This window comes from Streptomyces sp. UW30, assembly GCF_008042075.1.
In the GTDB taxonomy this organism is placed as follows: Bacteria; Actinomycetota; Actinomycetes; order Streptomycetales; family Streptomycetaceae; genus Streptomyces.
Genome location: NZ_RDBN01000021.1, coordinates 535,449 through 554,981 on the forward strand (window position 1 = coordinate 535,449; position 19,533 = coordinate 554,981).

The 19,533-nt window shown below is 68.1% G+C and carries 23 protein-coding genes; 21 read left to right on the forward strand and 2 right to left on the reverse strand.

The window, feature by feature from the left end:
- The first annotated feature begins 17 nt into the window (after positions 1-17).
- The 16 genes from rpsH (at position 18) to truA (ending at position 10,267) form a co-directional block, all read left to right on the forward strand.
- On the forward strand, positions 18-416 hold the full coding sequence (rpsH, locus tag EAO75_RS12930) for a 30S ribosomal protein S8 (protein WP_030046382.1): 399 nt from the start codon (positions 18-20) through the stop codon (positions 414-416).
- Between the two features lie 24 nt (positions 417-440).
- Positions 441-980 carry a 50S ribosomal protein L6 gene (gene rplF / locus EAO75_RS12935; RefSeq protein WP_147995164.1) on the forward strand — a complete coding sequence of 180 codons (540 nt, stop codon included), beginning with the start codon at positions 441-443 and terminating at the stop codon, positions 978-980.
- A 3-nt stretch (positions 981-983) separates the two neighbouring features.
- A complete protein-coding gene (gene rplR, locus EAO75_RS12940) occupies positions 984-1,367 on the forward strand; it encodes a 50S ribosomal protein L18 (protein WP_147995165.1) in 384 nt (127 codons plus the stop codon).
- Between the two features lie 40 nt (positions 1,368-1,407).
- Positions 1,408-2,013 carry a 30S ribosomal protein S5 gene (gene rpsE / locus EAO75_RS12945; protein WP_007494753.1) on the forward strand — a complete coding sequence of 202 codons (606 nt, stop codon included), beginning with the start codon at positions 1,408-1,410 and terminating at the stop codon, positions 2,011-2,013.
- The gene (gene rpmD / locus EAO75_RS12950) at positions 2,013-2,195 is read left to right on the forward strand and encodes a 50S ribosomal protein L30 (RefSeq protein WP_005481207.1); all 183 of its coding nucleotides are present in this window, start codon (positions 2,013-2,015) and stop codon (positions 2,193-2,195) included. Before rpsE ends, rpmD begins: the two co-directional genes overlap by 1 nt.
- A 2-nt stretch (positions 2,196-2,197) precedes the next feature.
- Positions 2,198-2,653 (forward strand): 50S ribosomal protein L15, encoded by a 456-nt coding sequence (gene rplO, locus EAO75_RS12955; RefSeq protein ID WP_023547373.1) that lies wholly within the window; start codon positions 2,198-2,200, stop codon positions 2,651-2,653.
- 245 nt (positions 2,654-2,898) lie between these two features.
- Positions 2,899-4,215, forward strand: coding sequence for a preprotein translocase subunit SecY (secY, locus tag EAO75_RS12960; RefSeq protein WP_147995166.1), 1,317 nt, complete (start codon positions 2,899-2,901; stop codon positions 4,213-4,215).
- Positions 4,215-4,877: an adenylate kinase gene (locus EAO75_RS12965; RefSeq protein ID WP_147995167.1), complete on the forward strand. Its 663-nt coding sequence runs from the start codon at positions 4,215-4,217 to the stop codon at positions 4,875-4,877. Before secY ends, EAO75_RS12965 begins: the two co-directional genes overlap by 1 nt.
- 141 nt (positions 4,878-5,018) lie before the next feature.
- On the forward strand, positions 5,019-5,855 hold the full coding sequence (gene map, locus EAO75_RS12970; RefSeq protein ID WP_147995168.1) for a type I methionyl aminopeptidase: 837 nt from the start codon (positions 5,019-5,021) through the stop codon (positions 5,853-5,855).
- Positions 5,856-6,035: 180 nt separating this feature from the next.
- Positions 6,036-6,257: a translation initiation factor IF-1 gene (gene infA, locus EAO75_RS12975; protein ID WP_003948620.1), complete on the forward strand. Its 222-nt coding sequence runs from the start codon at positions 6,036-6,038 to the stop codon at positions 6,255-6,257.
- A gap of 59 nt (positions 6,258-6,316) precedes the next feature.
- Positions 6,317-6,430, forward strand: coding sequence for a 50S ribosomal protein L36 (gene rpmJ / locus EAO75_RS12980; protein ID WP_003998809.1), 114 nt, complete (start codon positions 6,317-6,319; stop codon positions 6,428-6,430).
- 189 nt (positions 6,431-6,619) lie between these two features.
- Entirely contained in the window at positions 6,620-7,000 is a 381-nt protein-coding gene (rpsM, locus tag EAO75_RS12985; protein WP_037680379.1) for a 30S ribosomal protein S13, read from the forward strand.
- A 66-nt stretch (positions 7,001-7,066) separates the two neighbouring features.
- Positions 7,067-7,471, forward strand: a complete 405-nt coding sequence (gene rpsK, locus EAO75_RS12990) for a 30S ribosomal protein S11 (RefSeq protein WP_003956432.1) — start codon at positions 7,067-7,069, stop codon at positions 7,469-7,471.
- Between the two features lie 152 nt (positions 7,472-7,623).
- Positions 7,624-8,646: a DNA-directed RNA polymerase subunit alpha gene (locus EAO75_RS12995; RefSeq protein ID WP_003966937.1), complete on the forward strand. Its 1,023-nt coding sequence runs from the start codon at positions 7,624-7,626 to the stop codon at positions 8,644-8,646.
- Positions 8,647-8,764: 118 nt separating this feature from the next.
- Entirely contained in the window at positions 8,765-9,265 is a 501-nt protein-coding gene (gene rplQ, locus EAO75_RS13000; RefSeq protein WP_147995169.1) for a 50S ribosomal protein L17, read from the forward strand.
- Positions 9,266-9,406: 141 nt separating this feature from the next.
- Entirely contained in the window at positions 9,407-10,267 is an 861-nt protein-coding gene (gene truA / locus EAO75_RS13005; RefSeq protein WP_147995170.1) for a tRNA pseudouridine(38-40) synthase TruA, read from the forward strand.
- A 17-nt stretch (positions 10,268-10,284) separates the two neighbouring features.
- Here truA and EAO75_RS13010 read toward each other — a convergent pair whose 3' ends face one another.
- Positions 10,285-11,097, reverse strand: coding sequence for a hypothetical protein (locus tag EAO75_RS13010; protein WP_261989255.1), 813 nt, complete (start codon positions 11,095-11,097; stop codon positions 10,285-10,287).
- 167 nt (positions 11,098-11,264) lie between these two features.
- Here EAO75_RS13010 and EAO75_RS13015 point away from each other — a divergent pair, with 167 nt between their 5' ends.
- The 5 genes from EAO75_RS13015 to EAO75_RS13035 all read left to right on the forward strand — a co-directional run bounded on the left by EAO75_RS13015 (position 11,265) and on the right by EAO75_RS13035 (position 18,317).
- Positions 11,265-12,467, forward strand: a complete 1,203-nt coding sequence (locus EAO75_RS13015) for a CapA family protein (RefSeq protein WP_261989256.1) — start codon at positions 11,265-11,267, stop codon at positions 12,465-12,467.
- Between the two features lie 210 nt (positions 12,468-12,677).
- On the forward strand, positions 12,678-14,945 hold the full coding sequence (locus EAO75_RS13020) for a HAMP domain-containing protein (protein WP_147995275.1): 2,268 nt from the start codon (positions 12,678-12,680) through the stop codon (positions 14,943-14,945).
- Between the two features lie 6 nt (positions 14,946-14,951).
- A complete protein-coding gene (gene pgsB / locus EAO75_RS13025; RefSeq protein ID WP_147995172.1) occupies positions 14,952-16,622 on the forward strand; it encodes a poly-gamma-glutamate synthase PgsB in 1,671 nt (556 codons plus the stop codon).
- Positions 16,623-16,740: 118 nt separating this feature from the next.
- Entirely contained in the window at positions 16,741-17,223 is a 483-nt protein-coding gene (locus EAO75_RS13030) for a poly-gamma-glutamate biosynthesis protein PgsC/CapC (RefSeq protein WP_147995173.1), read from the forward strand.
- 17 nt (positions 17,224-17,240) lie between these two features.
- A complete protein-coding gene (locus tag EAO75_RS13035) occupies positions 17,241-18,317 on the forward strand; it encodes a C40 family peptidase (protein ID WP_147995174.1) in 1,077 nt (358 codons plus the stop codon).
- A gap of 24 nt (positions 18,318-18,341) precedes the next feature.
- On the opposite strand, the gene EAO75_RS13040 is transcribed toward EAO75_RS13035, so the two are convergent.
- Positions 18,342-19,226, reverse strand: a complete 885-nt coding sequence (locus tag EAO75_RS13040; protein ID WP_147995175.1) for a hypothetical protein — start codon at positions 19,224-19,226, stop codon at positions 18,342-18,344.
- Positions 19,227-19,533 lie beyond the last annotated feature (307 nt).

The window sequence follows — 19,533 nt, forward strand, 5'->3', positions numbered from 1 at the left end:
AGGCCGAAGGCCAATTCATGACCATGACTGATCCGATCGCAGACATGCTTACGCGTCTGCGGAACGCGAACTCGGCATACCACGACTCCGTGACGATGCCGGCATCGAAGATCAAGTCGCACATCGCGGAGATCCTCCAGCAGGAGGGCTTCATCACGGGCTGGCGCGTCGAGGACGCCGAGGTGGGCAAGAACCTCGTCCTCGAGCTGAAGTTCGGCCCGAACCGTGAGCGCTCCATCGCGGGCATCAAGCGGATCTCCAAGCCCGGTCTCCGGGTTTACGCGAAGTCCACCAACCTGCCGAAGGTGCTCGGCGGCCTCGGCGTGGCGATCATCTCCACGTCGCACGGGCTCCTCACCGACAAGCAGGCCGGCAAGAAGGGCGTGGGTGGGGAAGTCCTCGCCTACGTCTGGTAGCGGAAGGGAACGGAGGAAACAGCTATGTCGCGTATTGGCAAGCTCCCCATCACGGTTCCCGCCGGCGTGGACGTCACCATCGACGGCCGTACGGTTTCGGTCAAGGGCCCCAAGGGCTCGCTGACCCACACCGTTGCCGCGCCGATCGACATCGCCAAGGGTGAGGACGGCGTTCTCAACGTCACCCGCCCCAACGACGAGCGTCAGAACAAGGCCCTGCACGGCCTGTCCCGCACGCTGGTGGCGAACATGATCACCGGCGTGACCCAGGGTTACGTGAAGAAGCTCGAGATCAGTGGTGTCGGTTACCGCGTAACCGCCAAGGGTTCGAACCTGGAGTTCGCTCTGGGCTACAGCCACCCGATCACCGTCGAGGCCCCCGAGGGGATCTCCTTCAAGGTGGAGAACCCGACCCGGTTCTCGGTCGAGGGCATCGACAAGCAGAAGGTCGGCGAGGTTGCGGCCAACATCCGCAAGCTGCGCAAGCCCGACCCGTACAAGGCCAAGGGCGTCAAGTACGAGGGCGAAGTCATCCGCCGCAAGGTCGGAAAGGCGGGTAAGTAAGCCATGGCATACGGACAGAAGATCCTCAAGGGCGACGCCTACAAGCGCGCCGCGATCAAGCGCCGCCACATCCGGATCCGTAAGCACATCAACGGAACGGCGGAGCGTCCGCGTCTGGTCGTTACCCGCTCGAACCGCCACATCGTGGCCCAGGTGATCGACGACATCAAGGGTCACACCCTGGCGTCGGCGTCCACCCTGGACACCTCGATCCGCGGTGGCGAGGGCGACAAGTCCACTCAGGCCAAGCAGGTCGGAGCCCTGGTCGCCGAGCGCGCCAAGGCCGCCGGCGTCGAGGCTGTCGTATTCGACCGTGGTGGCAACCAGTACGCCGGGCGCATCGCCGCCCTGGCGGACGCCGCCCGCGAAGCCGGCCTGAAGTTCTAGTCGGTTCCGTAGCTAGCGGAAACAGAGAGAGGTAATTCCAATGGCTGGACCCCAGCGCCGCGGTGGCGGTGCCGGTGGCGGCGAGCGGCGGGACCGGAAGGGCCGTGACGGCGGCGCAGCTGCCGCCGAGAAGACCGCTTACGTTGAGCGCGTTGTCGCGATCAACCGTGTCGCCAAGGTTGTGAAGGGTGGTCGTCGCTTCAGCTTCACCGCGCTGGTCGTGGTGGGCGATGGTGACGGCACCGTGGGTGTCGGTTACGGCAAGGCCAAGGAGGTGCCGGCCGCCATCGCCAAGGGTGTTGAGGAGGCCAAGAAGCACTTCTTCAAGGTCCCCCGTATCCAGGGCACCATCCCGCACCCGATCCAGGGTGAGAAGGCTGCCGGCGTCGTGCTGCTCAAGCCCGCGTCGCCCGGTACCGGTGTTATCGCCGGTGGTCCGGTGCGTGCCGTGCTCGAGTGCGCCGGTATCCACGACATCCTGTCGAAGTCGCTCGGCTCCGACAACGCGATCAACATCGTGCACGCGACCGTGGCGGCCCTCAAGGGCCTGCAGCGTCCCGAGGAGGTCGCGGCCCGCCGCGGTCTGCCGCTCGAGGACGTCGCTCCCGCGGCTCTGCTGCGTGCGCGTGCCGGGGCTGGTGCGTAATGGCGCAGCTCAAGATCACGCAGACGAAGTCGTACATCGGCAGCAAGCAGAACCACCGTGACACCCTGCGTTCCCTTGGTCTCAAGGGGATCAACACGCAGGTCGTCAAGGAGGATCGTCCCGAGTTCCGCGGCATGGTGCACACCGTCCGCCACCTCGTGACGGTCGAGGAGGTCGACTGATCATGGCGGAGCAGAACCCGCTCAAGATCCACAACCTCCGTCCCGCCCCGGGCGCCAAGACCGCCAAGACCCGTGTCGGTCGTGGTGAGGCGTCGAAGGGTAAGACGGCTGGTCGTGGTACCAAGGGTACGAAGGCCCGTTACCAGGTTCCGGAGCGCTTCGAGGGTGGCCAGATGCCCCTCCACATGCGTCTTCCGAAGCTGAAGGGCTTCAAGAACCCGTTCAAGACCGAGTTCCAGGTCGTGAACCTCGACAAGCTGGCCGCGCTCTACCCCGAGGGTGGCGAAGTCACCGTCGAGGGTCTGGTGGCCAAGGGTGCCGTTCGCAAGAACAGCCTCGTCAAGGTCCTCGGCCAGGGCGAGATCTCCGTGGCGCTGCAGGTGACGGTTGACGCCGTTTCCGGCTCCGCCAAGGAGAAGATCACCGCCGCCGGCGGCACCGTCACCGAGCTCGTCTGAACACATCGGACGTCTCGATGACTTGAACGATCCCGACCGGGGATACCCCACAAATGGGGTATCCCCGGTTGGTCGTTCCAAGGGGGGCAGTCCCGCGGGTAAGGTGGCCTGCACTGCCCACTTTTACGGAGTGCTTCTTGTGGGGCACTCTGAGCGGCAGCTGACCGTTAGCTAAGTCGTTCCTATTAGTCGAACCTCAAGACCGTCACCCTTGACGCAGTAGCGCGGGGGTCGCAGGAGGCACCGTGCTCACCGCGTTCGCCCGGGCGTTCAAGACGCCCGACCTGCGCAAGAAGCTGCTCTTCACGCTCGGCATCATCGTCGTGTACCGGGTCGGTACACACGTTCCGATCCCGGGCGTCGACTACACGGCCGTCCAGGCCTGTATCGACCAGGCCAGCACCAACACGGGCTTGTTCGGCCTGGTCAACATGTTCAGCGGCGGCGCACTGCTTCAAATCACGATCTTCGCGCTGGGCATCATGCCGTACATCACGGCGAGCATCATCCTTCAGTTGCTCACCGTTGTGATCCCGCGTCTGGAAGCCCTCAAGAAAGAGGGCCAGTCGGGTACGGCGAAGATCACGCAGTACACCCGCTATCTGACCGTGGCCCTCGCCATCCTCCAGGGCACCGGCCTGGTCGCCACCGCCCGCAGCGGCGCGCTCTTCCAGGGCTGCCCGGTCGCCGGCCAGYTCGTCCCCGACCAGTCGATCTTCACGACCATCACCATGGTCGTCACCATGACCGCCGGTACGGCCGTCGTCATGTGGCTCGGTGAGCTCATCACCGACCGCGGCATCGGCAACGGCATGTCGATCCTGATGTTCATCTCGATCGCCGCGACCTTCCCGTCCGCGCTGTGGGCCATCAAGCAGCAGGGCGACCTGGCCGGCGGCTGGATCGAGTTCGGCACCGTCATCGCCGTGGGCCTGGTCATGGTGGGCCTCGTGGTCTTCGTCGAGCAGGCGCAGCGTCGAATTCCGGTGCAGTACGCGAAGCGAATGATCGGCCGCCGTTCCTACGGCGGTACGTCGACTTACATCCCGCTCAAGGTGAACCAGGCGGGTGTGATTCCCGTCATCTTCGCGTCTTCGCTGCTCTACATTCCGGCGCTGATCGTGCAGTTCTCCAACTCCAGTCAGTCCGGATGGGCGACCTGGATCACAAAGAACCTGGCGGACACGGGGGCACCCGTGCACGTCACCCTCTATTTCTTCCTGATTGTGTTCTTCGCGTTCTTCTACGTGGCCATCTCGTTCAACCCCGAGGAAGTCGCGGACAACATGAAGAAGTATGGTGGCTTCATCCCGGGCATCCGGGCTGGCCGACCGACCGCTGAGTACCTTTCGTACGTGCTCAACCGGATCACCTGGCCGGGCTCGCTGTACTTGGGTCTGATCGCTCTCGTGCCGACGATGGCGTTGGCTGGTTTCGGGGCAAACCAGAACTTCCCGTTCGGTGGTACCAGCATCCTGATCATCGTGGGTGTCGGTCTCGAAACGGTGAAGCAGATCGAGAGCCAGCTCCAGCAGCGCAATTACGAAGGGTTCCTCCGCTGATGCGTATCGTCCTCGTCGGGCCGCCGGGCGCCGGTAAGGGAACGCAGGCTGCGTTCCTCGCCAAGAACCTGTCGATCCCGCACATCTCCACGGGCGACCTGTTCCGCGCCAACATCAGCCAGCAGACGGAGCTCGGGAAACTCGCGAAGTCCTACATGGACGCGGGCAACCTGGTGCCGGACGAGGTCACCATCGGGATGGCCAAGGACCGCATGGAGAAGCCGGACGCCGAGAACGGCTTCCTGCTGGACGGCTTCCCGCGCAATGTGTCCCAGGCCGAGGCGCTCGACGAGATGCTCCAGTCCGAGAGCATGAAGCTCGACGCGGTGCTGGACCTCGAGGTCCCCGAGGAAGAGGTCGTCAAGCGGATCGCCGGTCGGCGGATCTGCCGCAAGGACTCCAGCCACGTCTTCCACGTCACGTACAGCCAGCCGAAGAACGCAGGCGTCTGCGACGCCTGCGGCGGCGAGCTGTACCAGCGGGACGACGACTCGGAGGAGACCGTCCGCAAGCGGCTCGAGGTCTACCACACGCAGACCGAGCCGATCATCGACTACTACAAGACGCAGGGACTGGTGGTCACCATCTCCGCGCTCGGCAAGGTCGAAGAGGTCACGGCGCGCGCCATGGAGGCGCTCAAGCGTGACGAGGACGGCGAGTAGGAGCGTTCTCAGCTCGTACGTAGCTCAGGCCGCGGTTCCCACTGAGGGGGCCGCGGCTGCTGCGTGGGGTGGGGCGCCCCGGCTCCGCCCTTATCGTTGATGCAGTCCCCTTTATTCGGCGCAGGAAAGGCCCCCGTCCCCATGGTGCAGATCAAGAGCCCCGYGCAGATCGCCAAGATGCGTGAGGCGGGGCTGGTCGTCGCCGCCATTCATGCGGCCACGCGCGAGGTCGCGGTGCCCGGGGCCAGCACCAAGGATCTGGACGAGGTCGCCCGCAAGGTGCTCGCCGAGCACGGCGCCAAGTCGAACTTCCTCGGCTACGGCGGCTTCCCCGCGACGATCTGCACGTCCGTGAACGACGTCGTCGTCCACGGCATCCCGTCCGAGGACGTCGTCCTCAAGGACGGCGACATCATCTCCATCGACTGCGGTGCCATCATCGACGGCTGGCACGGCGACGCCGCCTACACCGCCTTCGTGGGCTCCGGTCACGCTCCGGAGCTGGTCGAGCTCTCCCGGGTGACCGAGGAGTCGATGTGGGCGGGCATCGCGGCGATGAAGCAGGGGAACCGTCTCGTCGACGTCTCCCGTGCCATCGAGACGTACATCCGCCGGCAGCCGAAGCCCGGTGGTGGCCGCTACGGAATCATCGAGGACTACGGCGGCCACGGCATCGGCACCGAGATGCACATGGACCCGCACCTGCTGAACTACGTGGAGCGCCGGCGGGGGAAGGGGCCGAAGCTGGTCCCCGGGTTCTGCCTGGCGATCGAGCCGATGGTGTCCCTGGGCACCCCGAAGACCGAGGTCCTCTCGGACGACTGGACGGTCATCACCACCGACGGCACCTGGTCCTCCCACTGGGAGCACTCCGTCGCGCTCACGGAGGAGGGTCCGCTGGTGCTGACCGCTCCCGACGCGGGCAAGGCCAAGCTGGCCGAGTTCGGGATCGTCGCCGCGCCGGATCCGCTGGCCTGAGCGCCTTCCGCAGGCCTGGCGCTTAATGATCTGTCTGTCAGGGCAGACTTCCCCGATTCGTCTTTCCGGGGGCGCTGACGTAGACTGACTCGTCGGCTCTCGTGCACTCGCATGTCCGCATGCACCCCGCAAGGGAAAGTGCAGGGGTCGATCAAGGTAGTCGATTCCGAAGGGCGAAGCGTGGCCAAGAAGCAAGGTGCCATCGAGATCGAGGGCACTGTCGTCGAGTCTCTGCCGAACGCCATGTTCAAGGTCGAGCTCCAGAACGGCCACCAGGTCCTGGCACACATCAGCGGCAAGATGCGTATGCACTACATCCGCATCCTCCCTGACGACCGGGTCGTGGTGGAGTTGTCTCCGTACGACCTGACGCGTGGCCGGATCGTCTACCGCTACAAGTAGATCTTGCCCGCACTCCGCTTCGGCGGGGTGGTGGCACTGACCCGGAGAACCTCAATCCCATGAAGGTCAAGCCGAGCGTCAAGAAGATCTGCGACAAGTGCAGGGTGATCCGCCGTCACGGTCGGGTCATGGTCATCTGCGAGAACCCGCGCCACAAGCAGCGCCAGGGCTGACGCACGACCGATCCCTCTGCATCCATCGCAGAGATTCGCGCGACGCAAGTAAATATGTTCATACGCAGAACCCGGGTGAGCCATCGCCCGACACCCCCGGCTCGGAGGCCGGGGACCCAGTTCGTACCTGATACGGCGGCTGGGATCCGGTTCTGCGGAAGACCTCCGAACGACAACTGGAGCCATTGAATGGCACGCGTTTCCGGTGTTGACATCCCGCGCGAAAAGCGCGTGGAGGTTGCCCTCACCTACGTGTTCGGCATCGGCCGGACTCTTTCGCAGCTGACGCTGGCGGAGACGGGTATCGACCCGAACACCCGTGTTCGTGACCTGAGCGAAGAGCAGCTCGTCGCGATCCGCGAGTACGTCGACAACAACATCAAGACCGAGGGTGACCTCCGTCGTGAGATCCAGGCCGACATCCGCCGCAAGGTGGAGATCGGCTGCTACCAGGGTCTTCGTCACCGTCGCGGCCTGCCCGTCCGCGGTCAGCGCACCAGCACGAACGCTCGTACCCGCAAGGGCCCGCGTCGCGCCATCGCCGGCAAGAAGAAGCCGGGCAAGAAGTAGTCCACAGCGGACTTCGCCGTCCAGCGGTCTTCGCTGTAGGACCGACCACCTCCCGTAGGAGTACAGATGCCCCCCAAGGGTCGTCAGGGCGCTGCCAAGAAGGTGCGCCGCAAGGAAAAGAAGAACGTCGCTCACGGCCACGCGCACATCAAGAGCACGTTCAACAACACGATCGTCTCCATCACGGACCCGTCCGGCAACGTGATCTCCTGGGCCTCCGCCGGCCACGTCGGCTTCAAGGGTTCCCGGAAGTCCACGCCGTTCGCCGCGCAGATGGCTGCCGAGTCGGCTGCCCGCCGCGCCCAGGAGCACGGCATGCGCAAGGTCGACGTGTTCGTGAAGGGTCCGGGTTCCGGTCGTGAGACCGCGATCCGTTCGCTTCAGGCGACCGGTCTCGAGGTCGGCTCCATCCAGGACGTCACCCCGACCCCGCACAACGGCTGCCGTCCGCCGAAGCGTCGTCGCGTCTGACGCACGGCTGCTTCACGCAGGCTTGGTTCCGGGCGGTACGGCTCCTTCGGGTCGTGCCGCCCGTACCCTTGCAGTACCCGTCCCTTTTGCCGGGGACGGTTCCGTCGGACGTCAAATAGCGGGCGTCCACGAAAGAAGGATCTGATCCACACATGCTGATCGCTCAGCGTCCCTCGTTGACCGAAGAGGTCGTCGACGAGTTCCGCTCCCGGTTCGTGATCGAGCCGCTGGAGCCGGGCTTCGGTTACACCCTCGGCAACTCCCTGCGCCGGACCCTCCTCTCCTCGATTCCGGGTGCGGCGGTCACGTCCATCCGTATCGACGGCGTGCTGCACGAGTTCACCACCGTGCCGGGCGTCAAGGAGGACGTCACCGACCTGATCCTCAACATCAAGCAGCTGGTCGTCTCCTCGGAGCACGACGAGCCGGTCGTGATGTACCTGCGCAAGCAGGGCCCGGGTCTGGTCACCGCCGCCGACATCGCGCCGCCGGCCGGTGTCGAGGTGCACAACCCCGACCTGGTCCTCGCCACGCTCAACGGCAAGGGCAAGCTGGAGATGGAGCTGACCGTCGAGCGCGGTCGCGGCTACGTCTCCGCCGTTCAGAACAAGCAGGTCGGTCAGGAGATCGGGCGCATCCCGGTCGACTCGATCTACTCGCCGGTGCTGAAGGTCACGTACAAGGTCGAGGCCACGCGTGTCGAGCAGCGCACCGACTTCGACAAGCTGATCGTCGACGTCGAGACCAAGCAGGCGATGCGTCCGCGTGACGCCATGGCCTCCGCCGGTAAGACGCTGGTCGAGCTGTTCGGGCTCGCCCGCGAGCTCAACATCGACGCCGAGGGCATCGACATGGGCCCGTCCCCCACGGACGCCGCCCTTGCCGCTGATCTGGCGCTGCCGATCGAGGAGCTGGAGCTCACCGTTCGGTCGTACAACTGCCTCAAGCGTGAGGGCATCCACTCCGTGGGTGAGCTCGTCGCCCGCTCCGAGGCCGACCTCCTCGACATTCGTAACTTCGGTGCGAAGTCCATCGACGAGGTCAAGGCGAAGCTGGCCGGCATGGGCCTGGCCCTGAAGGACAGCCCGCCCGGATTCGACCCCACGGCCGCTGCCGACGCCTTCGGCGCCGACGACGACGCGGACGCGGGTTTCGTGGAGACCGAGCAGTACTGATCGGTCTCCACCTCCGGGGTTCGCGCGAGCGGACCCCGGATCTCCGACAGACAACCGTCTGCTCGGATACTGACCTCGGTACCTGATACGGCCGGGGCAGACACACAGGAGAAACGAAATGCCGAAGCCCACCAAGGGTGCCCGTCTGGGCGGCGGTGCCGCGCACGAGAAGCTCCTCCTCGCGAACCTGGCGAAGAGCCTCTTCGAGCACGGCCGTATCACCACCACCGAGGCGAAGGCCCGCCGTCTGCGGCCCTACGCCGAGCGTCTGGTCACCAAGGCGAAGAAGGGCGACCTTCACAACCGCCGCCAGGTGCTGCAGGTCATCACGGACAAGAGCATCGTGCACACGCTCTTCACCGAGATCGGCCCGCGCTACGAGAACCGTCCGGGTGGCTACACCCGTATCACCAAGATCGGTAACCGCCGTGGCGACAACGCGCCCATGGCTGTCATCGAGCTGGTCGAGGCGCTGACGGTCGCTCAGGAGGCCACGGGCGAGGCCGAGGCTGCCACCAAGCGTGCCGCCAAGGACGCCGAGGTTGCCGAGGTTGCCGAGGCCAAGGTCGACACGACCAAGGCCGACGAGGCTGCCGCCGAGGAGTCCAAGGACGCCTAGGCGTCTGCCGGGGGCTGTTCGGTTTGCGGCTGCGGCGCCGTCGCGGCTGGTCGCGCAGTTCCCCGCGCCCCTTCAGGGCGATTGCGGGCCCGTTCCTTTCGAGGAGCGGGCCCGCTCTTGTGTTGCTGAGAGGATCTGTGCGTGAGTGATGAAGTAGCACCCGGGTACGTCCGTGTTCGCCTTGATCTGTCGTACGACGGTTCCGAGTTCTCCGGGTGGGCCAAGCAGGCCGGTGGGCGGCGGACCGTGCAGGGGGAGATCGAGGATGCCCTGCGGACCGTCACGCGGTCGGGCGGGACGACGTACGAGCTGACCGTCGCCGGGCGCACCGACGCCGGGGTGCATGCGCGGGGGCAGGTCGCGCATGTCGATCTGCCCGAGCAGGTGTGGCGTGAGCATCACGAGAAGCTGCTGAAGCGGCTTGCCGGGCGGCTGCCCAAGGACGTGAGGGTGTGGGCGCTGCGGGAGGCGCCCAGCGGGTTCAACGCGCGGTTCTCGGCGATCTGGCGGCGGTACGCCTATCGCGTCACCGACAACCCCGGCGGTGTCGATCCGCTGCTGCGGGGTCATGTGCTCTGGCACGACTGGCCGCTTGACGTCGACGCCATGAACGAGGCGGCGCGACGGCTGCTCGGGGAGCACGACTTCGCCGCCTACTGCAAGAAGCGGGAGGGTGCCACCACCATCCGTACGCTTCAGGAGCTGAGCCTGGTGCGGGGGGACGACGGGATCGTCACCGCCACTGTGCGGGCCGACGCCTTCTGCCACAACATGGTGCGCTCGCTCATCGGGGCGCTGCTGTTCGTGGGGGACGGGCACCGGCCCGCCGACTGGCCGGGCAAGGTGCTGGCCGCCGGTGTCCGGGACTCCGCCGTGCATGTCGTACGGCCGCACGGGCTGACGCTGGAAGAGGTCGGCTACCCCGCCGACGAGTTGCTGGCGGCGCGGAACAAAGAGGCGCGGAACAAGCGGTCGTTGCCGGGGGCGGCGGGCTGCTGCTGAGGGGGGAGGCCTGGTCCTCAGTCGTTCGACCAGGTCTGCAGGAGGTCGCCGAGGGCCTCCTCGGTCTCGTCGGCGTCGTGGCCGTCGTCGCGGGCGTCGGGGGCCAGTTCCACGTGCAGGAACGGGGCGTGCCGGTGCTCGGCCGACCTGCCCTGGACGTTCGTGGTGCCCTCCAGCGGGCAGCGCGCGGACCAGCCCCGGCAGACCCGCAGACCGTCCCCCTCCAGGCGGTCGGCCAGTGCCGAGGCCTCGCGGGACGTGCTCTGGGCGGAGCCGCCGGAGACGACGGCCTCGTAGGGGCGCTCGGACGACTCGGCGAAGCCGTGCAGTTGGAGACCGGGCACCCCGCGCTTCTGGAGTTCCACGACGATGGTGTGGAAGACGCTGTCCTCGCGGTGGGCGACGTCCGCGGCGTCCGATCGGCCGGCGTCGCGATGCGCCCCGGCGACGACCAGGGAGCCCGACGCGGTGCTCTCCAGCAGCCGGATGCCCAGTGCCTCGGTGTCGCGGTCGGACACGGGGTGCGGCACCTGGACGTTCCAGCGCAGGTCGGAGTCCGCGGTCAGGTAGAGGCGGCCCCAGCGTGCGGCCTCGCCGTTCGGCCGTAGGGCGGCGATCTCGTCGTAGCGCCGGCCCGAGTCGGTGTCGGTGAGGCGGGTGACGCCGAGGCCGAGGGGGGCCAGCTGTCGCTCCGCCTCGGCCGCGTCGCCGTCCAGGAGGTGCCCCACGCCGTCTGCCAGCTGGTCGAGTTGGGACTCGCCGGGCGCGGTGTACGGGTCTTCGGGTGCGAAGTCGGCCGTGTACGTGAGGATCCGGCTGCGCAGGTCCACGAGTTCGCGCGCCTGCGGAACGGAATGTTCCGACGCTTCGGGCGAACTCGTATGACAACCGGCCAAGGCCAGGATCAAAACCGTTTGAGCAAGAATGCGAGCAAAACGTGACTGTCTTGTGACGTGAGAGACCGGTTGGGTTGTGGGGCGCGTGTGAATATGTCGCGGTGACATTTCGTAAGTCTCTCCGTATAGGTCGCTCACTGGCGATTCTGGGGGCTCTGGCCGGCCTCGTCGCCGCCTGTACCTCCGAGTCGGCCGGATCGCAGGTGAAGCCGGGTGGGCGCTCGTTCACCGTCGCCGCCGCGGGTGATGTGCTCATCCACCCCGAGCTGGTCGAACAGGCGGCCAAGGATGCCAAGAAGACCGGTGAGGGGCAGGCCGGGCTGGACTTCGGACCACTCATGGCCGGGGTGAAGCCGGTCATCAGCAAGGCCGATCTGGCCATCTGTCACATGGAGACGCCCGTCGGCTCACCCAAGGGCCCCTTCGAGGGGTACCCGGAGTTCCTGGTTCCACCGCAGATCCTCACGACGCTCAAGGACGTGGGGTACGACACCTGCTCGACGGCCTCCAATCACACCTACGACCACGGTCTCAAGGCCGTGAAGCGCACCCTGGACGCGATGGACAAGGCGGGCCTCGGCCACACCGGTTCCGCGCGTACGCCCGAGGAAGCAGAGCAGATCAACATCCGGGACGTCAACGGCGTCAAGGTCGCCCATCTCGCCTACTCCTGGGAGTCCTTCCTCAACCCCACGCCCGAGAAGGAGCGTTGGGCCTTCAACCGGATCGGCTTCGACGCCATCAAGAAGGCCGAGGCGACGGCCCGCAAGAAGGGCGCCGAGGTGGTGATCCTCTCGCTGCACTGGGGCCTGGAGCACTACAACGAGCCGAGCGTCCCGCAGCTGCAGCTGGCGGAGCGGATCACCAAGGACACCGGGATCAACCTGGTGATCGGGCACCACGCCCACGTGGTGCAGCCCATCCAGAAGCTCAACGGCACCTGGGTCGCCTACAGCCTCGGCAACCAGGTGGCCCGTCACTCCTCGCCGAGCGGCCTCACCGAGGAGGGCGCGATCGGCTGGTTCGAGTTCAAGGAGACGACCGACGGCTGGGACGTCAGTGCCCGCTACCGCACCACGCTGGTCGACATCCCGCCGGAGCTGGAGGAAGGCGAGAAGGCGCCCGAGGGCGCGGTCGCGGATCACCGGATGGTGGACGTGCAGGAAGTGCTCGACCACCCGGGCGAACTGTCCGAGGACCGGCTCGCCCGCTACCAGCTGGCGGCCGACCGCACCCGCGGCTTCCTCTACAACCGGGGCGCCCCGGGCGGAGACGGCCTTGAGCAGCTCTCTCTCGGAACGTGACGAGCGACACACGCAGCTGTTGCGTCCCGGGACCCAACCCCGGCGCGAGTTAACAGTCTTTTAAAGGGACGGCGTCTCATGCCCGCGTCAGCGGTGGCTCCTGCGAGCGCCTGAGTAGTGAAGAGGCGAAGGAAACCACCGGTGACTTCAACCCGAGGTGCACGGCGTCCCGCACGGGGCGGGCGGCGCCGCATGCGCAGACGCGCGGACATGCCGCTCCTGGGCGGTATACGACCGCCCATCGCGCTGCTGTGCCTGCTGATCCTCGCCCTGGCCGGGCTGACCGCCAAGGTGCTGGGCCCGGCCGGCGACCCGGTCGTACCGAAGGCGGTGCTGGGCTCGCAGCAGCACTTCGCCGAGGACGGCGCGATCGCCCTACGCGCGTCGATCGACGAGCGGGTCACCGACCTGGACCGCACCGCGGCCGCGCTGAACGCGGGCAAGCCGGCGGACCCGGAGCGGGTGCTGTCGGACCTGAGCAACACGTACCAGAAGTGGACCGGCACCACGGTGCTGGACCTGGAGAGCGGCAAGGTGCTCGCCGCGCGGGGTGAAACGATTCCCCTTGCCTGGCTGGACAAGGACGTCCTGACCGGCGAGAACGCCCTGACGCCCCGCATGGTGCGCCTGAAGACCGGCGACGTCCGGCTGATGACGATGGCCCTCCTCGACTGGAAGGACCGTCCGCAGCAGCTGCTGATCGCTTCCAACAGCCTCTCCGTGCCCGCCATCAACCTGGGCCCCTTCCGCGCGATGGCGGTCGTGGCCCGCGGCGGCGAGGTCCTCGCCACGGCCGGCTTCGAGCAGGCCGAGGCGCTCAACTCGGACGCGGAGCGCAGCGAGCTCAACTTCCTGCAGAAGCAGATGAGCCGGCTGTCCGATCGGTCGGCCAAGGAGACCGAGGAGGACCCCGTCAGCGCACGGGAGCCCGGCTCCCGCGGCTACCCGGGCGTCAGCGGAACCCTGCTCGGCGACTCCTACAACGGCCGTATCGCCACCGCCGGATACGCCTCCCTCGCCTCCGCCGACCCCGCGCAGCGGGGGAGCGTCGGCGCGGGCCTCGGACTGACGGTCGTGGCCATGCTGCCCGTGGTGCAGGAGCACGCCGTCGGGCAGGAACGCGAGCTGTACGGGCTGGTCGCGGCCGGCATCCTGGTGCTGTTCGGGCTGGTGGCGGCGGCCCTGCTGTGGGTGGCCGTGCAGCGGCCCCTGCTGGGGCTCTTCCTGGAGTCCCGCCGGCTGGCCCGCGGCGATCTGACCCGCCCCGTCGAGGTGCCCCGCTGGGGCGAGACCGCACGCGTCGGTGCCGCCCTGGAGCGGCTGCGGGTGCAGCTGTCCGGCGGGGCGGCCGAGCCCGGCTCCGGCGACGGCGTCGGCGTCGGCCGCAGGGGACGGCTCGGACTGCGGGTGCCGCTGGCGCTGACCGCCGTCCTGCTGTTGCTGTGGTGCGTGCCGGTCGGGCTGCTGCTGAACCGCACGGACGCCTCCGTGAGCGTGCCGAGCAGCATGGTCAGCGACCAGCGCGACCGCACCGACCTTGTCGCCGACCGGGTCCGCAGGGCCCTCAACGAGGCCCAGGCCGACCTCGTCTCCATCACCCGGCTGATCGACGTGGACGACCCCGACGCCACCACGGGTGTGCTCGACGACGCCCTGCGCAAGCACACGCGCTACGGCTCCCTGTACGTCGTCGACAAGGGCGGCGACGTCGTCGCCCGCGCCGGGGAGGAGCCGAGCGCCGAGTGGGCTGAGGACGAGGGAGCCAAGGACGCCTCGCTCATCCGGGTGGCGGGCGAGGGCGGCAAGAAGCCGGTGATCCAGGCCGCGGCCGCCGTACCGGACGAGAAGGGCCTGACCCTGGTCGGCGAGATCCGGGTCGAGTTCCTGAACTCGCTGCTGGCCCGGCCCGGTCTCGGCGAGGTCCGCGTGGTCGACGCCAAGACCAGGACCATCGCCGCCAGCGACGGCTTCCTCGCCTTCGAGGACCTGCCGCGCCAGTCGCTCACCGACCTCGTGCGGGCCGGCGGCGTCAAGGTCGGCGCGGGCCCCGTGGAGAACGGGCTGCTGATCCGCGAGGGTCGCTCCGTCACCGTCGCCGCCGCCGCGCCCTTCTCCGGCGGTGGTGTCGCGGCCGACGTCGGCTGGACCGTGGTCAGCTGGCAGAACGCCAAGCACTTCGAGATCGCCCCGTACGAGCGCGAGGACCGCAGCGTGCTCGCCGGGATGCTCGGGCTCGCCCTGATCGTGGTCTGCCTGGGCTGGATCCACCTGGTCGTGGTCCGGCCGCTTCGCGCCCTCGCGAGCGGCGCCGAGAAGCTGGCCGACGGCGACCTCAAGACCGTGCTGTACCCCCGCTATCACGACGAGGTGGGGGCCGTTGTCCGCAGCCTCGAACTGGTCCGTCAGCAGTTGCAGGCCCGCAGGCAGAACCAGGCGCGCCGCAGTGCCGAGCCCCGGCTCGGCGCCGGAGGAAGGTGACCGGCCGTGCTCTACCTCTACTTCGTGCTGCTGATCGGCGGCGTGTTCCTGCTGATCGCGGGCATCATCGAGCAGCGCAGGCATTACGCCGCCCTGCACACCATCCCGTCCCGGGTGCTCGTCAACGGCATCCGCGGCAAGTCCTCCATCACCCGGCTGTGCGCGGGTGCCCTGCGCGGCGGTGACCTGGTCACCGTGGCCAAGACGACGGGCACCGCCGCGCGCTTCATCCACCCGGACGCCACCGAGGAGCCGGTCTACCGCAAGTTCGGCATCGCCAACGTGGTGGAGCAGATCGGCATCGTCCGCCGGGCCGCCACCTACCGTCCGGACGCCCTCGTCATCGAGTGCATGGCGGTCATGCCGGCCCTGCAGGAGGTCAACCAGAGCAAGCTGATCCGCTCGACGATCGGCGTGCTGTGCAACGTCCGTGAGGACCACCTCGCCGAGATGGGCCCGACCTTGGACGACGTGGCGCGCTCGCTGTGCCGCTCCATGCCGGAGGACGGCATCTGCGTCACCGCCGAGAAGGAGCGGTTCCACATCCTCCAGGAGGAGGCGGACGCCCGTAACTGCAAGTTGATCTACGCCGATCCGGAGACGGTCACCGACGAGGAGCTGCGCGGCTTCAGCTGGTTCACCTTCAAGGAGAACGTCGCCATCGCGCTGGTCGTGGCGGACCTGCTCGGCATCGAGCGCAGCGTCGCGCTGCAGGGCATGTACGACGCTCCGCCGGACCCGGGTGTGCTGTCGGTGGAGAAGTACGTCGCTCCCGACGGCAAGCGGCTCGCCTTCGCCAACGTGTTCGCGGCGAACGACCCCGAGTCGACGCTGATGAACATCAACCAGCTGCTCGACCTCGGCGCGATCCGCCGCCCCCTGAACGTCGTGATCAACTGCCGCCCGGACCGGGTGGAGCGCAACGGGCAGATGGGCGAGATCATCCCCGACCTGGAGCCGGACAACGTCTTCGTCATCGGGCACCCCTCCAAGAGCGCCATCGACGCCATCCCCGCCGAGTGGCGCGACCGCGCGGTCGACCTGGGCGGCGAGCGTCGCGCGGCGGACGAGTTCATGCCGACGCTGCTCGGCCGGATGTCCGACGGCTCCTCCCTGGTCGCCATCGGCAACATCCACGGGCAGGGCGAGGAACTCCTGGAGTACCTGGCCGAGCTCCCGGCGGACGAGAGCGACGCGGACGAGCCCGGGCAGCCGGCCGCCGCCGCACCGCACCAGCCGCAGCGCCTGGACCCGTACGCCTCGTACCCCACGGCCTACGAGGAGCGGTACCAGGCCTCGCAGACCCAGGAGATCCCGGTGATCACCATCCCGCAGCCGTCGGGACGGTATGCCGAGGCGCCGGGCGCGTATGCCGCGGCCGCGCCGGGCGGGGAGCACAGGGCGCAGCCGTACGGCCAGGGCCAGTACCACGGGGAGAGCGGGCAGTACGGCCAGGGCCGGCCGCACGACTCAGGGCCGTCGTACGCGTCCGGTGGGCCGCAGGGCTCGGGGCAGGAGCCGTACGAGGGCGGGAACGCGGAGCTCTCGGCGTGGTTCCGCACCGCGCGTCAGCCGTCGCACGGGCCCGGTCAGGAGCAGCCCTACGGCGACGATTCCTTCGGCCGGCCACCCCGGCGGCCGACGGACGACGGAGGTGGCGACCCGTCGCGCGCATGACACCCGTCCCGCGCCCGGCGCCCGTTGCGTGCCCGGCATCCGCGGGGTGGGCGGCCCTTGTCCGCAGGCCGCCGCCCGCTCCGCCCCTGAACCCGCACCCCTTCGTCCGGAGACCCCGTTGACCACCGCCGCCCTGACCCCAGAGATGGCTGCCCTCGGCATCGCCATAGGCCTGTTCTTCTCGCTGCTCTGCTATCTCACGACCAACCTGTCGCCCGGCGGCATGATCACACCCGGCTGGATCGCGCTCACCCTCATCGAGGACCTGCAGCGCGCGGCCATGGTGGTGGGCGTCACCGCCCTGACCTACGGCGGCACCAAGATCATGCAGCGGCTGGTGATCCTTTACGGCAAGCGGCTGTTCGCCGCCGTGGTGCTGCTGGGCGTGCTGTTGCAGGCCACGGTGATGATCGTGCTCTCGCTCGAGTTCCCGCTGCTGTACGGCAACCAGACGCTCGGCTTCATCGTGCCGGGCCTGATCGCCTACCAGATGGTGCGCCAGCCCAAGGGGGCCACGCTGCTGGCCACCGGCACCGTCTCCCTCATGGCCTACATCGTCGTCGCCGCCGGCCTGCTGCTCGGCGTCATGCCGACCGTCTGAGAATCCAGGAGCTAACGATGGCAGGGAAGAAGAAATCGCGGCCCGTCGTCACGGGCCTGGTGCTGCTGGCGCTCGTCGGCACCTCCGGCTACCTCACGGTGGAGCTGCGCAAGCAGGACGAACAGGGCGTCACCGAGGTGCGCAACGTCGGCGTGCTGGAGGGCGGCCGCAGCACCGGCGCCACCTCCGACACCGGCAAGGAGACCTGGTCGCGGCTGGAGAACCCGGCGCGGTCCGTGCTGCGCGGGGGCGACGGCCAGATCAAGGCCGTCTTCACGGACGGCGCGCGCACCGCGACGCTGACGGGGCCGGCCCGCACCTTCCAGGAGCCGACCTCGACCGCGTCCAAGGTCAGCACCACGGACTGGGTGCGGCTGATGCCGGAGCCCTGGGCCAAGGGCGCGGAGCAGAAGAAGTGGTTCAAGGACTGGTACGCCGAGTTCAAGGACAGCAAGAAGGACGACATCTTCGCCTTCGCCTTCCAGTACGTGGCGGGCGCACCGGTGAAGAAGGACGCGGAGGGCACCGCCTACGCCGGTGACGCGAACTTCGGCCCGCTGAACACGACCGGGGCCGAGGGCGGCGACCTGCGTCTGGAGCAGTCCGACTTCTACGACTACCTCGGTGTGCCGTACCCGTTCCGGGACGGCGTCGTCGGGCAGCCGGAGAGCGTGCGGGCCCGCTCCATCGACTGCTCGGGCTTCATGCGCATGGTGCTCGGCTACCGGGCCCGCTTCCCCCTGATGTCCTCGGACACCTCCGGCGACGGCCTGCCCCGCACCGCCAACGGCATGGCCCGCTCCAAGGTGGGCGTCGACATCCTGCCGCTCGCCGGTCTCTCGGCGGGGGACCGGCCTTCCGCCATCGACCAGCTCCAGCCGGGCGACCTCGTCTTCTTCAAGCTCGACACTCGCACCGCCCAGCGACTCGACCACGTCGGCATGGTCCTCGGCCATGACACCGAAGGGCACCTGATCTTCGTGTCGAGCCGCGAGGAGGTCAACGGGCCCACCATCGGCGACGTCGGCGGTGTGTCCCGGCTCGACGGCAACGGCTACTACGCGAAGACGCTGCGCAGCGCGAAGCGCCTGTAGGCGGGCCCGTGGGGCGGCGGCCGCCTACTCGTTGGCCGCCGCCGACGCCTGTGCCTGACCCCGCCTGAGGATCTGGCGGAAGGTGAACTCCTCCAGCTCGTCGCTCACCTGGAAGGCCGCGGTGTCCTTGTCCGTCATGTCCTTGCCGCTGGTGAAGCCCGTGATGGTGAAGTAGGCGTAGCGGCCGTAGGAGTTGGACGTCGACAGGCAGACGGACGAGGTGCAGAAGTCCTTGATGCCCTTGCCGGACAGCGACCTGATGATGTCCTTCTTGGTGTTCACCTGGCCCTTGACCTTGGTGGCCTGCGCCGCGGTGTCGAAGACGGCCACGCCGACCGTCACCGCGATGCCGTCCTTCACGTACGACACGCGCATGAAGCGGGTGCAGTCGCTGTTGGTGACGATCTTCGGGAGCCCGCCCTTGGTGACCGCGGAGCAGCTCTTGGTGTCGTCCGTCGCGCCCTTCTTGTACACCGCGCCGCCCACCGTCAGCTGGGTGCCCGGGAAGAGGATCTGAACGCCGAGCGGAGCGGTGTCCTTGCTCTTGCTGGAGATGAAGTCCTTCGGGTCCAGCGGCGGCGGAGCGCTCGTCGACGCGAACGACGGGGCGGCGCCCGACTCGCTCGGCAGGTCCGCGGTCCGGGGCAGCTGCGAAGACGGTTTGTTCGAGGCGGAGTTGCCGTCGTTCGCGGACACCACGGCCACGGCGACGGCGGCACCGATGGCGACGGTGGCCAGCGCGCCGCCGCCGACGAACAGCAGCCGGCGACGCTTGTTGCGGGTCTCGGAGGCCTCGGCGAGCGCGGCCCAGTCCGGGGTCTGATCGGCGCCGCTGTTCCACGGCTGCTGGGATTGCGGTGTCCAGGGGTCCCACTGGGACTGGGGTCCCCCCTGCTGCCCATAGCTCATGGGGCGCATCTTAGACGGAGCTGGGGTGTGCCGGTCCGCCCCAAGAGGCGCACAGGCCCCTATCGTTCAGTCGACGAGCGACCACAAAAGCGACATCTCCGGGTGGTTGGTACGACGCGCCTCGTGGCATCTGTGGGTGGCGCTCGGGGCCGCGCTGGGGGCTCTCGTGGCGCGCACGGTGCGGGTGACCTCGGACGAAGGGATGGATCACGCGATCGTCGTGCGGCGGCGCGGGTGTGGCCGGCCGGTGGTTCTCCGTATGACGACCCCCACTTCCTCCGCGGGGTGTGCTGAGCGTGCTGCGCGG

Excerpts from the sequence above, each read along its gene's own strand:
- rpsM (WP_037680379.1), top strand. The coding sequence starts at position 6,620 with ATGGCACGCGTTTCCGGTGTTGACATCCCGCGCGAAAAGCGCGTGGAG.
- rpsH (WP_030046382.1), top strand. The coding sequence starts at position 18 with ATGACCATGACTGATCCGATCGCAGACATGCTTACGCGTCTGCGGAAC.
- EAO75_RS12995 (WP_003966937.1), top strand. The coding sequence starts at position 7,624 with ATGCTGATCGCTCAGCGTCCCTCGTTGACCGAAGAGGTCGTCGACGAG.
- rpmD (WP_005481207.1), top strand. The coding sequence starts at position 2,013 with ATGGCGCAGCTCAAGATCACGCAGACGAAGTCGTACATCGGCAGCAAG.
- EAO75_RS13020 (WP_147995275.1), top strand. The coding sequence starts at position 12,678 with ATGCCGCTCCTGGGCGGTATACGACCGCCCATCGCGCTGCTGTGCCTG.
- EAO75_RS13040 (WP_147995175.1), bottom strand. The coding sequence starts at position 19,226 with ATGAGCTATGGGCAGCAGGGGGGACCCCAGTCCCAGTGGGACCCCTGG.
- rpsK (WP_003956432.1), top strand. The coding sequence starts at position 7,067 with ATGCCCCCCAAGGGTCGTCAGGGCGCTGCCAAGAAGGTGCGCCGCAAG.
- rplR (WP_147995165.1), top strand. The coding sequence starts at position 984 with ATGGCATACGGACAGAAGATCCTCAAGGGCGACGCCTACAAGCGCGCC.
- rplO (WP_023547373.1), top strand. The coding sequence starts at position 2,198 with ATGGCGGAGCAGAACCCGCTCAAGATCCACAACCTCCGTCCCGCCCCG.
- rplF (WP_147995164.1), top strand. The coding sequence starts at position 441 with ATGTCGCGTATTGGCAAGCTCCCCATCACGGTTCCCGCCGGCGTGGAC.
- rplQ (WP_147995169.1), top strand. The coding sequence starts at position 8,765 with ATGCCGAAGCCCACCAAGGGTGCCCGTCTGGGCGGCGGTGCCGCGCAC.
- EAO75_RS12965 (WP_147995167.1), top strand. The coding sequence starts at position 4,215 with ATGCGTATCGTCCTCGTCGGGCCGCCGGGCGCCGGTAAGGGAACGCAG.
- rpmJ (WP_003998809.1), top strand. The coding sequence starts at position 6,317 with ATGAAGGTCAAGCCGAGCGTCAAGAAGATCTGCGACAAGTGCAGGGTG.
- EAO75_RS13035 (WP_147995174.1), top strand. The coding sequence starts at position 17,241 with ATGGCAGGGAAGAAGAAATCGCGGCCCGTCGTCACGGGCCTGGTGCTG.
- rpsE (WP_007494753.1), top strand. The coding sequence starts at position 1,408 with ATGGCTGGACCCCAGCGCCGCGGTGGCGGTGCCGGTGGCGGCGAGCGG.